At 61.0% G+C, this 16,331-nt stretch carries 3 protein-coding genes; 1 reads left to right on the plus strand and 2 read right to left on the minus strand.

Annotation, left to right across the window (positions count from 1 at the left end; translation table 11 throughout):
- The first annotated feature begins 3 nt into the window (after positions 1 to 3).
- Positions 4 to 11,859, plus strand: coding sequence for an amino acid adenylation domain-containing protein (locus ACP7CZ_RS12195; protein WP_426174345.1), 11,856 nt, complete (start codon positions 4 to 6; stop codon positions 11,857 to 11,859).
- A 145-nt stretch (positions 11,860 to 12,004) separates the two neighbouring features.
- On the opposite strand, the gene ACP7CZ_RS12200 is transcribed toward ACP7CZ_RS12195, so the two are convergent.
- Complete coding sequence (locus ACP7CZ_RS12200) at positions 12,005 to 14,446, minus strand: TonB-dependent siderophore receptor (protein ID WP_080757696.1); 2,442 nt, start codon at positions 14,444 to 14,446, stop codon at positions 12,005 to 12,007.
- Between the two features lie 118 nt (positions 14,447 to 14,564).
- Positions 14,565 to 16,217 carry a cyclic peptide export ABC transporter gene (locus tag ACP7CZ_RS12205; RefSeq protein WP_294173443.1) on the minus strand — a complete coding sequence of 551 codons (1,653 nt, stop codon included), beginning with the start codon at positions 16,215 to 16,217 and terminating at the stop codon, positions 14,565 to 14,567.
- Positions 16,218 to 16,331 lie beyond the last annotated feature (114 nt).

The following is a 16,331-nucleotide window of genomic DNA, read 5'->3' on the forward strand; positions in this document are numbered from 1 at the left end:
ACCATGCTTTCCAACCCTAATACCGACCTGGTGTCGCGCTTTCTTCGCTTGCCTCTGGAGCAGCGCCAGCAGTTTTACCAGCGCCTGCAAAGCCGGGGCATGAGTTTCGCTCAACTGCCGATTGCTCCCACCCGCCACGACAGCGACACACCGACGTTGTCTTACGCCCAGGAACGCCAGTGGTTCCTTTGGCAACTGGACAAGGACAGCACCGCCTATCACATCCCAGGCGCCCTGCGTTTGCACGGGCACTTGGACCTGGCAGCGTTGCAACGCAGTTTCGACAGCCTGCTAGCCCGGCATGAAAGCTTGCGCACGCAATTGGTCGATGACGGTCAACGCCTGTGGCAGGCAGTGATGCCGCAGACACGGGTGCAGATCCAGCAGGCGCACGTCGACCAAGCGCAGTTGATGGCGCGGGTGGAAGAGGAGGTGGCGCGGCCGTTCGATTTGCACCAGGCGCCGTTGTTGCGTGTGACGCTGTTGCAACTGGCCGAGGATGAGCATGTGCTGGTGATGGTGCAGCACCACATCGTCTCCGATGGCTGGTCGATGCAGGTGATGGTGGAGGAACTGGTGCAGCTCTACGCCGCCCATAGCCAGGGCCATGACCTGCAACTCCCGGAACTGCCGATCCAGTACGCCGACTACGCGCTGTGGCAACGCGGCTGGATGGAAGCCGGGGAACAGGCGCGCCAACTCGCGTATTGGCAGGCCCTGCTGGGCGGCGAGCAACCGGTGCTGGAATTGCCGCTGGACCGTCCGCGCCCGGCGCAGCAAAGCCATCGCGGTGCAAGCCTGCAGGTGCATCTGCAACCGACGCTGGTGGCGGGGCTCAAGCGCCTGGCGCAGCAAGAGGGTGTGACCGCGTTCATGCTGCTGCTGGCGTCGTTCCAAGCCCTGTTGTATCGCTACAGCGGGCAGTCGGATATCCGCATTGGCGTGCCGAACGCCAACCGTAACCGTGTCGAAACCGAGCGGCTGATCGGCTTCTTCGTCAACACCCAGGTACTCAAGGCTGACCTTGACGGGCAGATGAGCTTTGCCGAGCTGCTGCAACAAACCAAACGCCGCGCCCTGGAGGCCCAGGCTCATCAGGACCTGCCGTTCGAGCAACTGGTGGTGGCATTGCAGCCTGAACGCAGCTTGAGCCATAACCCGTTGTTCCAGGTGATGTTCAACCACCAGACCGAGGCCCAGGCCGGCCGCGAAGGCCAACAGTTGCCGGGCCTGCGTGTGGTGGAACTGGACTGGGACAGCCAGACCACCCATTTTGACCTGAGCCTGGACACCCATGAATCCGCCGACGGGCTTTGGGCCGCGCTGACCTACGCCACCGACCTGTTCGATGCCGCCACCATCGAGCGCTTGGCGCAACATTGGCAGCACCTGCTGCAGGCGGTGGTGAGTGCACCCCGCAGCCGCCTCTGTGAACTGCCGATGGCGAGCGCCGCTGAGCAACACAGGATGCTCCAGGACTGGAACACCCCGGCGGGTGTCACCCCCGTTGAGGCTGTACACCGGCTGTTTGAAGCCCAGGCTGATCAGCAGCCGGAACGTCAGGCCCTGGCCCTGGATGAGCAGGCCCTCAGCTATGGAGAGCTGAACCGTCAGGCCAACCGCCTGGCGCATTACCTGCTGGCCCAGGGCGTCGGCCCCCAAGGGCTGGTGGGGATCGCCGTGGAGCGCTCTTTTGCCATGGTGGTCAGCTTGCTCGCGGTGCTCAAGACAGGAGCGGCCTATGTGCCGCTGGACCCTGAGTACCCCCGCGAACGCCTGGCGCATATGCTTGAGGACAGTGGTGTGGGCCTGGTGTTGACCCAATCCCACCTGCATGGGCGTCTGCCGTTGCCGGCCCGGGTGCTGGCAGTGGACATCGACCGGGTCCAGGCGCAGTTGGCGTTGTGTGCCGACAGTAATTTACCGGTTGATGTCGAGCCCCAGAGCCTGGCGTATGTGATCTACACCTCCGGCTCCACAGGCAAGCCCAAGGGGGTTGCCATCAGCCAGGCTGCACTGAGTGAGTTTGCTGGCATCGCGGCGGATTACTCGCAACTGGTTGCCCAGGACCGAGTGCTGCAGTTTGCCACCTTGAACTTCGACGGTTTCGTCGAGCAGCTATATCCAGCCCTGACCCTCGGCGCCACCGTGGTACTGCGTGGCCCGCAGTTATGGGACGGTGCCGAGCTGTATCGGCAGATCATCGCCCAGGGCATTACCCTGGCCGACTTGCCCACGGCCTACTGGAAGCTGTTCCTGCAAGATTGCCTGGCAGCAGGCCCAAGGACCTATGGTGCTTTGCGCCAGATCCATATCGGCGGCGAAGCCATGCCGTTGGACGGCCCACTATTGTGGCAGCGCGCCGGGCTCGGCCATGTGCGCTTGCTCAATACCTACGGGCCTACCGAGGCCACCGTGGTTTCCAGCGTGCTGGACTGCACTGACCCGAGCGCCGTCGGCGCCGGCGGTGCCAGCCCCATTGGCCGGGCGCTGCCAGGGCGTGGCCTGTATGTGCTGGACCGTGACCTGAACCTGCTACCGCTGGGCGCCGTGGGTGAACTCTATATCGCCAGCGCCAATGGCTTGGCCCGTGCGTATTTGCAACGGCCAGGCCTGACCGCCGAGCGCTTTGTCGCTGATCCGTTCAGCCCATCCGGCGAGCGCCTGTACCGCACCGGCGACCTGGCGCGTTATCGCGCCGATGGTGTGGTGGAATATGTCGGGCGGGTCGATCACCAGGTCAAGGTCCGTGGTTTCCGCATTGAACTGGGTGAAATCGAAACCGTGCTGCTGGCCCAGGACAGCGTGCGTGAAGCGCTGTTGCTGGCTGCCGACAACCAACTGCTGGCCTACCTGGTGCCTGCGCAGACGCTGTCTGAAACCGAGCGCGCCGAGGTGGGCGAACAGTTGATGGCCACCTTGCGCGACCATCTGCCGGACTACATGGTGCCGGCGCACCTGATCTTCCTCGACCGCATGCCGCTCAACCCCAACGGCAAGCTGGATCGCCAGGCCCTGCCCAAGCCAGATGCCAGCGTGGAACAACAGGATTGGCGAGCGCCGGTCACCCCGTTGCAACAACAGGTGGCGGCGATCTGGGCGGCTATTCTGGGGGCCGAACGGGTGGGCTTGAACCAGCACTTCTTCGAACTGGGAGGGCATTCCCTGTTGGCAATGCAGGTGGTGTCACGCATCCGCCAGACCCTGAGCCTGGAAGTGCCGCTCAAAGCCGTGTTCGAACACCCGCGGCTGGAGGCGTTTGTCGCGGCCTTGCAAACCCAGGAGAGCCTATTGCCAACGGCGCCGGCCCTACTGCCGGCGGGGCGCGTGCAGCCGTTGCCACTGTCTTACGCCCAGGAGCGACAATGGTTTCTCTGGCAACTGGAACCCCACAGCGCGGCGTATCACATTCCCAGCGCGCTGCGCCTGAAAGGGCAATTGGACCTGGCTGCGTTGCAACGCAGTTTCGATAGCTTGCTGGCGCGTCATGAAAGTCTGCGCACCCATATCCGCCAGGATCACGACGGCGCGGTGCAAGTGATTGAGCCGCCAATGTCCTTGCCGATCACCCAGGCTGATGTCGATGACGCCCAGCTCAAAGCCAGGGTGCAAGCGCTGATCGCCCAGCCGTTCGACCTGCAACAAGGCCCGTTGCTGCGCGTCACGCTGTTGCGCCTGGCCGCCGACGAGCATGTGTTGGTGTTGGTGCAGCATCACATCGTCTCCGATGGTTGGTCGATGCAGTTGGTGGTCGAGGAACTGGTGCAGTTGTATGCCGGTTACAGCCAAGGCCAGGACGTGCAGTTGCCGGCGCTGCCGATCCAGTATGCCGACTATGCCGTATGGCAGCGCAATTGGATGGACGCCGGTGAAAAGCAACGTCAACTGGCCTACTGGCGTGAACTGTTGGGCGGTGAGCAGAGCGTGCTGGAGTTGCCGTTCGATCATCAGCGCCCGGCTGTGCAGAGCCACCGCGGCGCGCGCCTGGCGTTCGAGCTGGCGCCCGAACTCACCCAGGGGCTCAAGGCTTTGGCCCAACAGCAGGGCGTGACCCTGTTCATGTTGTTGCTGGCATCGTTCCAGACCTTGTTGCACCGCTACAGCGGCCAGGAAGAAATACGTGTCGGCGTGCCGATTGCCAACCGCAATCGCAGCGAGACCGAGCGCTTGATTGGCTTCTTCGTCAACACTCAGGTGCTCAAGGCGGATGTGCATGGGCAGATGAGTGTCGAGCAGTTGCTGCAGCACGTTCGGCAACGCGCCCTGCAAGCCCAGGCCCACCAGGATTTGCCGTTCGAACAACTGGTGGAAGCCCTGCAACCTGAGCGTAGCCTGAGCCACAACCCGCTGTTCCAGGTCATGTTCAATCATCAGACTGACGTCGGCCAGGCTCAGGTTCAGCACCAATTGCCAGGGCTGCGGGTAGAAGGGCTGGACTGGGACAGCAAGACCGCACATTTCGACCTGGACCTGGATATTCAGGAGTCCACCGAAGGTATATGGGCCACCTTGGGTTATGCCCAGGACCTGTTCGAAGCCAGCACCGTGCAACGCATGGCGCGTCACTGGCAGAACCTGCTGCAAGGTATGGTCGCCAACCCACGACAGCAGCTCAGCCAGTTAAGCCTGCTGGACGCGACCGAACAACAACAGATCCTGCAACTGTGGAACCGCACGGAGTCTGGCTTTTCGGCCGAGCGCCTGGTGCATCAACTGTTTGCCGATCGCGCCCGGGCAAACCCGACTGCGGTGGCGGTGAAGTTCGACGCGCAAACCCTGAGCTACGGCGAACTGGATCGCCAGGCCAACCGCCTGGCCCATGCCCTGATCGCTCGTGGCGTCGGCCCGGAAGTGCGGGTGGCTATCGCCATGCCGCGCAGTGCCGAGATCATGGTGGCGTTCCTGGCGGTGATGAAAGCCGGCGGTGTGTACGTGCCGCTGGATATCGAATACCCACGTGATCGCCTGCTGTACATGATGCAAGACAGCCGCTCGAAATTGCTGTTGACCCATTCGGCCGTGCAACACCGGTTGCCGATCCCGGACGGCCTCGACGTCTTGGCGGTGGATCAGGTGCAAGCCAGGTCGGATTACAGCGATACGGCCCCGGATGTGGCGCTGGACGGCGACAACCTCGCCTACGTGATCTACACCTCCGGCTCCACCGGTTTGCCCAAGGGCGTGGCGGTGTCACACGGCCCGCTGGTGGCGCATATCATCGCTACCGGCGAGCGCTATGAAACCTCGCCGGCCGATTGCGAGCTGCACTTCATGTCGTTCGCTTTCGACGGCTCCCACGAAGGCTGGATGCACCCGCTGATCAACGGCGCCAGCGTGTTGATCCGTGACGACAGCCTGTGGCTGCCGGAATACACCTACGAGCAGATGCATCGCCATAACGTGACCATGGCGGTGTTCCCACCGGTGTACCTGCAACAGTTGGCCGAACATGCCGAGCGCGACGGCAACCCTCCTGCGGTGCGGGTGTACTGCTTTGGCGGTGATGCGGTGGCCCAGGCCAGCTATGACCTGGCGTGGCGCGCGCTGAAACCCAAGTACCTGTTCAACGGCTATGGCCCGACGGAAACCGTGGTCACACCGCTGTTGTGGAAGGCACGCAAGGGCGACCTATGTGGCGCCGTCTACGCGCCCATCGGCACTTTGTTGGGTAACCGCAGTGGCTACGTGTTGGATGCGCAACTGAACCTGCAACCCATCGGCGTAGCCGGCGAGTTGTACCTGGGCGGCGAGGGCGTGGCCCGGGGTTATCTGGAGCGTCCGGCGTTAACCGCCGAACGCTTCGTGCCGGACCCGTTCGGCAAGCCCGGCAGTCGCGTATATCGCAGCGGCGACCTGACCCGCGGGCGTCCGGATGGCGTGGTGGATTACTTGGGGCGTGTGGACCATCAGGTGAAGATTCGCGGTTTCCGTATCGAACTGGGGGAAATCGAAGCGCGCTTGCGTGAGCAAGCCAGTGTCGGTGAAACCGTGGTGGTGGCCCAGGAGGGGCCGACCGGCAAACAACTGGTGGCCTATGTCGTACCACTGGACCCGACGCTCCTGGGTGATGCTGTCGCTCAATCAAACGGTCGCGAAACCTTGCGGCGCGCCTTGAAAACCCGCTTGCCGGACTACATGGTGCCGACGCATTTGATGTTCCTTGAGCGTATGCCGCTGACCCCCAACGGCAAGCTCGACCGCAAGGGCTTGCCGCTGCCGGATGTGAGCCAGATGCAGCAGGTGTATGTGGCGCCCGAGAGCGAGTTGGAGCAGAAGATCGCCGCGATCTGGTCCGATGTGCTACGCCTGCCACAGGTGGGCCTGCATGATAATTTCTTCGAGCTGGGCGGCGATTCGATCATTTCGATTCAACTGGTCAGCCGCGCCCGCCAGGCGGGTGTGCGTTTCACGCCCAAGGAGTTGTTCCAGCATCAGACGGTGCAGAGCCTGGCGACGGTCGCGAGGGAAGGCGACGGTGTGGTGCAGATGGATCAGTCGCCGCTGACTGGCGATTTGCTGTTGTTGCCGGTGCAACACAGTTTTTTTGCCGATGAGATTCCCCAGCGTCATCACTGGAACCAATCTGCGGTGCTGCAACCGCACCAGCCGTTGCAGGTACCGCTGTTGTTGGCCGCACTGCAGGCGTTGATCGTGCATCACGATGCCTTGCGCAGCACCTTTGTCGAGGGCGCACAGGGCTGGAGCGCGGCCTACCGTGGTCCGGATCAGCACCAGGCTGAACAAGTGCTATGGCAAACCACATTGAACAGCGTCGAAGAACTTGAGGCTTTGGGCGAAGAGGCCCAACGCAGTCTCGACTTAGGCGCAGGCCCGTTATTGCGTGCGGTGTTGGCGCAGTTGGCCGACGGTTCACAGCGCTTGTTGCTGGTGATCCATCACTTGGTGGTGGACGGTGTGTCGTGGCGCATCCTGCTTGAAGACTTGCAAAGCACGTATCAGCAACTGGCCCAAGGCGCCCCTGTGACACTGCCAGCCAAGACCAGCGCCACCCGCGCCTGGGCTGCTCGCCTGCAGACCTACGCCCACAGCCCGGCGTTACAACACGAGCTGGCTTGGTGGCAGACGCAATTGCAGGGCAGTCCGGTCGGCTTGCCGGGCGCCGATCCACAGGCGAGCCTGAGCAACCAACTGGCCCTGAGTGTGAGCACACACCTGGATGCCACCTATACTCGGCGCTTGCTGCACGACGCGCCGAGTGCCTATCGCACCCAGATCAATGACCTGCTGTTGACTGCCCTGGCGCGAGTTATTACGCGCTGGAGCGGCGAGGCTTCGACGTTGATCCGGCTTGAAGGTCATGGCCGCGAAGATCTGTTCGATGACATCGATCTGACTCGCACTGTCGGTTGGTTCACCAGCCTTTACCCCGTGCAACTGGTACCGGCCGATTCCCTGGCTGCTTCCCTCAAGCGCATCAAGGAGCAGCTGCGAGCCGTACCCGACAAGGGCCTGGGGTTCGGTGCCCTGCGTTACCTGGGTAATGCCGCAACGCAACAGGCGTTGGCGGCCTTGCCGCAGCCACGTATCACCTTCAACTATCTGGGGCAGTTCGATGCCAGCTTCGACAGCGGCGAACAGCCAGGACTGTTCACGCCGACCGCTGATGCCAGCGGTGCCGAGCAAAGCCCGCAGGCACCTTTGGGCAACTGGCTGGAAATCAACGGTCAGGTCTATGGTGGCGAGCTGAAGTTGAACTGGAGTTTCAGCCAGGCGATGTTCGGTGAAGCAACCGTCAAATGCTTGGCCGACGACTATGCCTTGGAACTCAAGGCTCTGATTGATCATTGTTGTGAGTCGGCGCATCAGGGCGTGACGCCGTCGGACTTCCCGTTGGCGCGGTTGTCCCAGGACCAGTTGGATGGCTTGGCACTGAACGTGGCTGAGGTCGAAGACCTGTACCCATTGTCACCCATGCAGCAAGGCATGCTGTTCCAATCGCTGTACGGCGAAGGTTCGGGTGACTACATCAACCAGATGCGCATTGATGTGCAGGGCCTGGATGTGGCGCGCTTCCACCAGGCCTGGCAGGTGGCGGTGCAACGCCACGAGATCCTGCGTAGCGGTTTTGTCTGGCAGGCGGAACTTGAACAGCCTTTGCAGGTGGTCTACAAGCAGGTGCGCCTGCCGTTTATGGCGTTGGATTGGCAGACCCGTAAGGACTGCAACCAGGCCCTGGATGAGCTGGCCGAGTCGGCACGCACCCAGGGTTTTGTCCTGGAGCAGGCACCGCTGTTGAGCTTGACGCTAGTACGCACGGGGGCGACGAGCTACCACCTGATCTACACCAATCACCACATTTTGATGGATGGCTGGAGTGGTTCGCAGCTGTTCGGCGAGGTGTTGCAACAGTATGCCGGTGAGCCGCTGCCAGCGCCTACCGGGCGGTACCGCGACTACATCGCCTGGCTGCAGGCACAGGACAAAGCCGTCAGCCAGGCGTTCTGGCAGGCGCAACTGGTCAACTTGCAGGCGCCCACGCGCCTGGCCGATGCCATAGAGACTGAGGTGGATGCGGCCCAGGCGGTGAATGGCGAGCATCGCTTGAGCCTGGATGCTGCGCAAACCGAACACCTCAAAGCCTTCGCCCAACGTCACAAGGTGACCCTCAATACCCTGGTGCAAGGCGCCTGGTTGTTGCTGTTGCATCACCACACCGGGCAAGCCACCGTAGCATTCGGCGCCACGGTAGCAGGGCGTCCGGCGGAACTGCGTGGGATTGAACAGCAGGTCGGCTTGTTCATTAACACGCTGCCGGTGGTGGCGACGCCGGATGCGCAAATGTCGGTCAGCCATTGGCTGGAGCAACTTCAGCAACAGAACGTTGGCTTGCGTGAGCATGAACACACGCCGCTGTTCGAGATCCAGCGTTGGGCCGGGCTGGGTGGAGAGGCGCTGTTCGACAGTATCCTGGTGTTCGAGAACTACCCGGTGTCCGAGGCGCTGGAGCAGGGCGCACCGTCGGGGCTGCGTTTTGGCGCAGTGCACAGCCTGGAACAGACCCACTATCCATTGACCGTGTTGTTGGCTATTGGCCAGACACTGGGCTTGGAGTTCAATTACTCCCGCCACGCTTTCAGCGGCGCGCATATCCAGCGCTTGGCCGAGCACTTCCAGCAGTTGCTGCTGGCCCTGGCCAGCGACGGCAGTCAACGCCTTGGCGCGTTGCCCTCAGTGGCGCAGGCCGAGCGGCAGTGGGTATTGCATGATTGGAATGCGACTGCGGTGGATTACCCGCTGGATCAAGCGGTCCACACGCTGATCGAGGCTCAGGTGCTGCGTACACCGGATGCACCTGCCTTGATTTTCGCGGGGCAAGCCTTGAGTTACAGCGAGTTGAACGCCCGGGCCAATCGCCTGGCGCATCGCTTGATGGCTGCCGGGGTTGGCCCGGATGTGCTGGTGGGGCTGTCGGCAGAGCGCTCGGTGGAGATGGTGGTTGGCCTGTTGGCGGTGCTCAAGGCCGGTGGCGCTTATGTGCCGCTGGACCCCGAGTATCCTCGTGATCGCCTGGCCTACATGCTGCAGGACAGTGGTGTGCAACTGCTGTTGACCCAGGCTCATCTACTGGCGCAACTGCCGGTTCCCGCCGGTGTACAAACCCTGGTGCTGGAATGTGGCGATACCTGGCTGGAAACCTTCAGCAGCCACAACCCGAATATCCCGGTGCACGGCGAAAGCCTTGCCTATGTGATCTACACCTCCGGCTCCACCGGTCAGCCCAAGGGCGCTGGCAACCGCCATATCGCGCTGACCAACCGCCTGTGCTGGATGCAACAGGCATATGGGCTCACGCCGCACGACAGCGTGTTGCAGAAAACTCCGTTCAGCTTTGACGTGTCGGTGTGGGAGTTTTTCTGGCCGCTGATGACCGGCGCGCGTCTGGTAGTAGCGGCACCGGGCGATCATCGTGATCCAGCCAGGCTGGTACGGCTGATCAACGAGCAACAGGTCACCACCTTGCATTTCGTGCCTTCCATGTTGCAAGCGTTCTTGCAAGACGCGGCGGTTACTTCATGCCAGAGCCTGCAACACATCGTTTGCAGTGGGGAGGCGTTGCCTGCGGATGCCCAGCAACAGGTGTTCGCCAAATTGCCTCACGCCGGCTTGTACAACCTGTACGGCCCTACCGAAGCCGCTATCGACGTAACCCATTGGACCTGTGTCGAGGAAGGTCGCGACGCCGTGCCCATTGGCCGCCCCATTGCCAACCTGGGCTGCTACGTGCTGGACGACAACCTGGAACCTGCGCCAGTGGGTGTGCTGGGCGAACTGTATTTGAGCGGTATTGGCTTGGCGCGAGGTTATCACCGCCGTGCGGCGCTTACCGCCGAGCGGTTTGTGACCGACCCGTTCGGCAGCGGCACGCGTCTGTATCGCACCGGTGACCTGGCGCGTTATCGCGACGATGGCGTGATTGAATATGCCGGGCGCATCGATCACCAGGTCAAACTGCGCGGCCTGCGCATAGAGTTGGGCGAAATCGAAGCGCGCCTGCTGGAGCTCGACAATGTCCGCGAAGCCGCGGTGCTGGCGGTGGACGGTACCCACCTGGTGGGTTACCTGGTGCTGCAACAGCCCCTTGAAGAGTGGAAGGCAGGGGTAGTTGCACACCTGGCCGAGCAGTTGCCCGACTACATGGTCCCGGCGCAGTGGGTGGTACTGGCGCAGATGCCGTTGAGCCCGAACGGCAAGCTGGACCGTAAGGCGTTGCCCAAGCCAGAGGCTCACGGTGCCGCGCAATTCCAGGCGCCCGTTAGCGAGATCGAGCAGCAAATCGCAGCGGTCTGGAGCGAGGTGCTGGAGGTGGAGCGCGTAGGGCTCAACGACAACTTCTTCGAGCTCGGTGGCCATTCATTGCGAGTGTTGATGCTCAAGGAGCGAATTCGCAAGGTCAGCGGCGTGAACCTGTCTGTCAGCCAACTGATGCTTAACCCTACTGTGGCGGGACAGGTCAAATGCCTGCAGGGCAATAGCCGGTCTTCGTTGATCGTCAAGCTCAACCAGCAGACGCAAGGCACGCCGTTGTTCCTGTTCCACCCAAGCTTCGGCTCGGTGCATTGCTACACCGCGATTGCCCTGGCCTTGCGCGAGCAGCGCCCGGTGTTCGGGGTCATGTGTCGTGCCTTGGCCGAATTGGGCGCCACGGTGCCGCAATGGCAGGTAATGGTCGAGGACTACACCGCGCAATTGTTGGTGGCCCAACCCGAAGGCGCGTTCCGCGTGGGTGGCTGGTCATTGGGCGGCAACCTGGCGATGGAGGTCGCCTACGGCCTGGAGCAAGCCGGCCGAGAAGTGGAGTTTGTCGGCTGGATCGACGCTGCGCCGCCGCAATGGGTCACACCCTATTGGGACGCAGTGGTGGTCGAGGACGCTCGCGAGATCTCAGCCAATGAGCGCCGCGCAGCGTTGCTGGGGGTTATGTTTCCTGAGTTCGCCGAGTCCATCCAACACGCCTGGCAGCAATGCCAACGGGATAGCGAGGATGAAACGGGACAATGGCAGGAATTTGTGAATTGGGCTGAACAGTCTTTGGGCGAAGCCTTCACGGTGATCAAGGATGAATTACTGCGTGGCAATGAGGCGCAGATTTCCTGGGACGTTGACCGGGCACTCAGTGAGCATTTGCTGCAAGCTGACTTCAAGCCGATCAAGGCGCCCGTCACTTGTTGGTGGGCGTCCATGAGCCGGGCAGGGCGCTTCAAGGACCTGATCGAGCAGCAAATGGCAACGGTGATCAGCCAAGGGCGCATCGAGCGCTCAGTGATGATTGAGACCGATCATGACGGCATTATCGACAGCGCGGTGTTTATCAGCAGTTTGGTAGAGGCGTTGAGGTAAGCCGCCGCTCAATCACAAAAACCCGGATCCAGTGTCCGGGTTTTTTTATGCTCCAATCCCTCTTCGCCAGTATCTCTGCACGCCCAAAAAAAAGCCCGGTGAGCATGGGGTGCTCACCGGGCGTTTGATCGATCGACGCGTGGAATCAGAAGTCCCAGCGCGTGCTGACCATCACATTACGTGGCTCACCGTAGGCGGCCGAGTTATAGAAGCCCACGTTGGTGTAGTAAGACTTGTCGAAGATGTTATTGAAGTTGACGGTAGCCGACAGGTTCTTGGTGACCTGGTAGCGGGTCATCAAATCCACCAACCAGTAGGACTCCTGGGTGATGTCCTGGTTTTTCTCAAGTGGCCCGTTCCAGATCTCGTTCCAACCTTTGGTCTGCCAGCGTACACCGCCACCGATGGTGAACTTGTCCAGGTCGCCCTTGAGTTTGTAGGTGGTGTTCAGGTTGACCTGATGCTCGGGTTCGAAGGTGGAGAGTTTCTTGTCGTCTTCGTCTCGTACGATCTTGTGGGTGTAGCCACCTTGAAGTTGCCAGCCTGGGCTCAACTCACCGGAAATTTCCGCTTCGTAGCCTTTGGTGACGGCCTTGGAGCTCTTGAACGCCCAGTTGTTCGGGGCAGGTGTCTGGTTGTTGTAGGCGTCATCCGAGATGGGGCGATTAGTCTCATGCACTTCGAAGTAAGCGATGCTGGTGTTGAGGCGGCCATCGAAAAACTCGCCTTTCAGGCCCAACTCGTAATTCTGCCCTTCGTCTGGCTCCAGCAGCTTCTCGTTACGGTCCTTATAGGTGCTTTCCTGAGGTTGGAAGATATCGGTGTAGCTGGCGTATACCGAGAAGTTGTCATTGAGGTCGTAGATCACACCGGCGTAAGGAATGAACCGCCCGGTTTCCTTGTAGGAAGGGTTGTTGCCAGTCACGTGATAGTTGGCCACGCGCCCACCCAGGATCACGTTCAGGTCGTCAATCACGTTGAAACGCGCGGTCAGGTAATACCCGGTTTGACGGATAGTGTCGTCGATGTGCTGTTGGGCAGGACCGTAGATAGGCTTGGCGATATGGCCGTTCCAGTTATAGAAATCGACCTTGTTACCGCCAGGCCATTCCGGCGACCAGTACCCCTTGCCTTGCCAGCGTGAGGTGCCGATCGAGCCGCCCACCACCAGTTCATGCTCGCGGCCAAACAGGCTGAAAGGGCCGGTGGCGTAGAGGTCGGCCGAGGTGCTCTTGGTCTCGCCGGTGTATTTCTGCCCGTTGATCTCAGCGGTGCCATCGGCTGCCGGCTGGACGAATTGGATCGAACCCAGATCGGCGTGGTAGCCGTTGATCTTGTGGTCGAGCTGGAATTTGGTCACCCAGCCGTCGCCCAGGTCATGCTCGAGCATGGCAAAGGCGGTACGCGTGTTTTGCTCCCACGAGCTCCAGGTGGTGCCGTTGTTGTAGGAGCGCGGCATTTTGTTGATGCTGCCATTGGAGTTGACCAGCGGGAAGGAGCCGGACCAACTGGAACCCTGTGGAATGTTGTCCTGGTAATCGAAGCCCACCGTCAGCATGGTATCGGGAGACAGGTCGAACTCGGTGATGCCGTAGTAGGTTTCGGTCTTGCGCGAGTAGTGGTCCATAAAGGACTTCTTGTCCTGATACGCAGCCACCGCACGGCCACGGATATTGCCGCTGTCGGTCAAGGGGCCACTGACATCCACTTCGCTGCGGTAGTTGTCCCAGGAACCCGCCCCCAATTGCACATGGCCCTTGAATTCCGCGGTTGGCTTCTTGCGGATCAAGTTGATGGTCGCACCCAGGGAACCGGCACCGTTGAGCAGGCCGGTAGCGCCCTTGAGGACTTCAACACGGTCGTAGATCGCCATGTCGCTCAGGGTGTTGCCCGCCGAATAGCCGACGTTACGCACAGTCGATGGAATACCGTCGTACTGGAAACTATTGACCGAAAAACCACGGGAATAGTAGTTGGTGCGGTCGGAGTCGTAGGCGGAAACGGTGATGCCCGGCGTATGGCGCATCACGTCATCCATGTTGTTGAGGCCAAAATCCTCGATGTGCTGGCGAGTCACCACGGTGATCGACTGCGGAGTTTGCCGTGGGGTCAACGTCAAACGTGTAGCCGTGGCAATCGTGCCAGGCGTGTAGGAACCAGAACCTTCGGTGACGTTGCCCAAGTAGTTGGCGGTCACTTGCGTCGGGCTCAGCTCGAGCCCACCACCGCTGCCAGCAGCAGTGACGGTCAAGGTATTGCCGTTGAGGTTATAGGTAGTCTGGCTACCGGCCAGCAATGCAGCTATGGCCTGCTGCGGCTGCATCTTGCCCTTGACGGCGGGGCTGTTCTTGCCCTGCACATCGCCCGGGCTGTAGAGCACTTGCACATTGGTCTGGCGGCCAAATTCCTGCAGTGCGCTCCCCAGCGACTGCGCAGGAATATTCAACTCGATCTCCTGGGCCTGCACATAGCCTGCAATCGGCATCGACACAGCCAACGCCAAGGCACTGGGCAAGAGGTTGATGTTCAGGGCCCGGCGCATGGATAGCGCTTTGCTCAGGGGGCTGAGACCGAGTCGTGCTGGCATGGATGCTTTCTCTTCTATGTTTTAAGTGGGCAATTCTAAGTGTTTATTGAGGTTAGTTCTCATTACCACTAGTGAGACGTTCCTACTTCGCAAAACCGGAAAAAATTATTCCGGTACTTCATGCAGGCTCCATCTCATGCACCACCTGACCGGCACGCAGGCGCACCAGATGATCGGCGATGTCGAAATAACGATCATCGTGGCTGATCACGATGATGGTCTTGCCCAGGCGTTTGAGGTCCGGCAGCAGCTCGGTGTAGAAGATGCGGCGGAAGGCCGGGTCCTGGTCGGCGGCCCACTCGTCGAACACCAGTACCGGGCGCTCTTCCAGCCAGGCATTGACCAGGGCCAGGCGCTTGCGTTGGCCGGTGGACAGGTCAGTGGTGCTGAACACGCCGTCCTTGACGCTGACCTTGTGCGCGATTTCCAGGCGCTCAAGGTATTTGGTGGCGCTGTCCAGGGACTGGGTGGCGCTGCCTTGTACCAGGTCATCGAACAGGTAATAGTCGGAAAACACGGTGGTAAACAACTGGCGATAATCGTCGCGCTCTGGGTCGGTCACCGCTGTACCGTTGAGCAGGATCTCACCCGCCTGAGGTGGATACAGGCCCAGCAGCAGCTTGATCAGGGTGGTCTTGCCGCTACCATTCTCGCCCACGACAAACACGATATCGCCTTGCTTGATGCTCAGGTTGATCGGCCCCAGGTGGAACGGTTGGCTGCCTTCAACCGCTGGCGGGCTGTAGCTGACGCCGCTCAGTTCAAGGCTGTTGACCACAGGCTTCGGCGCTTCACTGTCGTCCATCAACAAGTGGGGCTCGGGCGAAGAAAAACGTTCCGACAGTTCGCTGATGCGCCCGAAGGCAATCTTCGCCTTGCCAACCACGGGCAAGTAACCCAGCAGGTGCTCCAACGGGCCTTTCATATACAGCAGTACCAGCACGAAGCCGGTAATCACCGTGGGGTCGGGGTTGGGGTTGTAGGCCTGCATCGCCAGGGCCAGGCCGATGACCACGAAGAACAGCATCGAGCCAAAGGTCTTGGCCAGGATATAGATGTTGACTGAACGCACCTGGATATCGCTGATGCGGTCTGCGGTTTCCTGGATGCGGTGGGTGTTCATGCGAAACCGCCGCGGACGGTGCATGCGCAGTTCCTTTGCTCCCGAAGCAATCGCATTGTAGTAACGCTGCAATTCATCTTCGTGGCTACGGGCCAGATCGAAGCCCTGGATGCCTTTGCCGCCCGCGATGAATTGCACGGCGCTGCCGATGATGATTGCGACCACCATCATCAGGAACATCGGCACGGACAGGTAAGCCAGGTAACCCAGGCATCCCAGGGTAACGGTGGCGGCGATGGCCAGGGGCGTGAAGGCAAAGGAAAAGTCGCTGATGGTGTCCACGTCGTGGGTCAGCACCGGGATCAGGCGGTGAGAGCGATATTGCTCGATCTGCCCGATGGGCGCTGACAGCACCTTTTCACCCAGGTCCTTGCGCAGGGCGGCAATGATCCGTTGCCCGACGTAGTTGGTGCCGATGTCGGAAATGATCGAGCTGACCAGCGCCACCACGCACAACGCGGCGAAGGTCAACACCACACCCTGAGTCATCCCCCCCGCCGAATGCAGGGCATTGTTAATCGTCGCCAACAGCAAGGTAATGGCCAGGCCACCCGCCATGCCAAGGGCGACGGAGACCGTCACGATGGTGCGAAAGGGCCTGAGCAATGCGAGCAAACCTTTGAAGGCGCCGCGCTTGGGGTCGGTCATAAATACTTCCCGGAAAGTGAAAAGAGGGGGCTGGGCACACAGACCCTTACCCATGACAAACGAAGCTGTGGCGTGACTATTTAGCGCGGCATGCCGGGCGGTGGCAGTGAGCGA

The sequence above is a fragment of the Pseudomonas sp. DWP2-2 genome, from assembly GCF_049897065.1.
GTDB lineage: Bacteria > Pseudomonadota > Gammaproteobacteria > Pseudomonadales > Pseudomonadaceae > Aquipseudomonas > Aquipseudomonas paracarnis.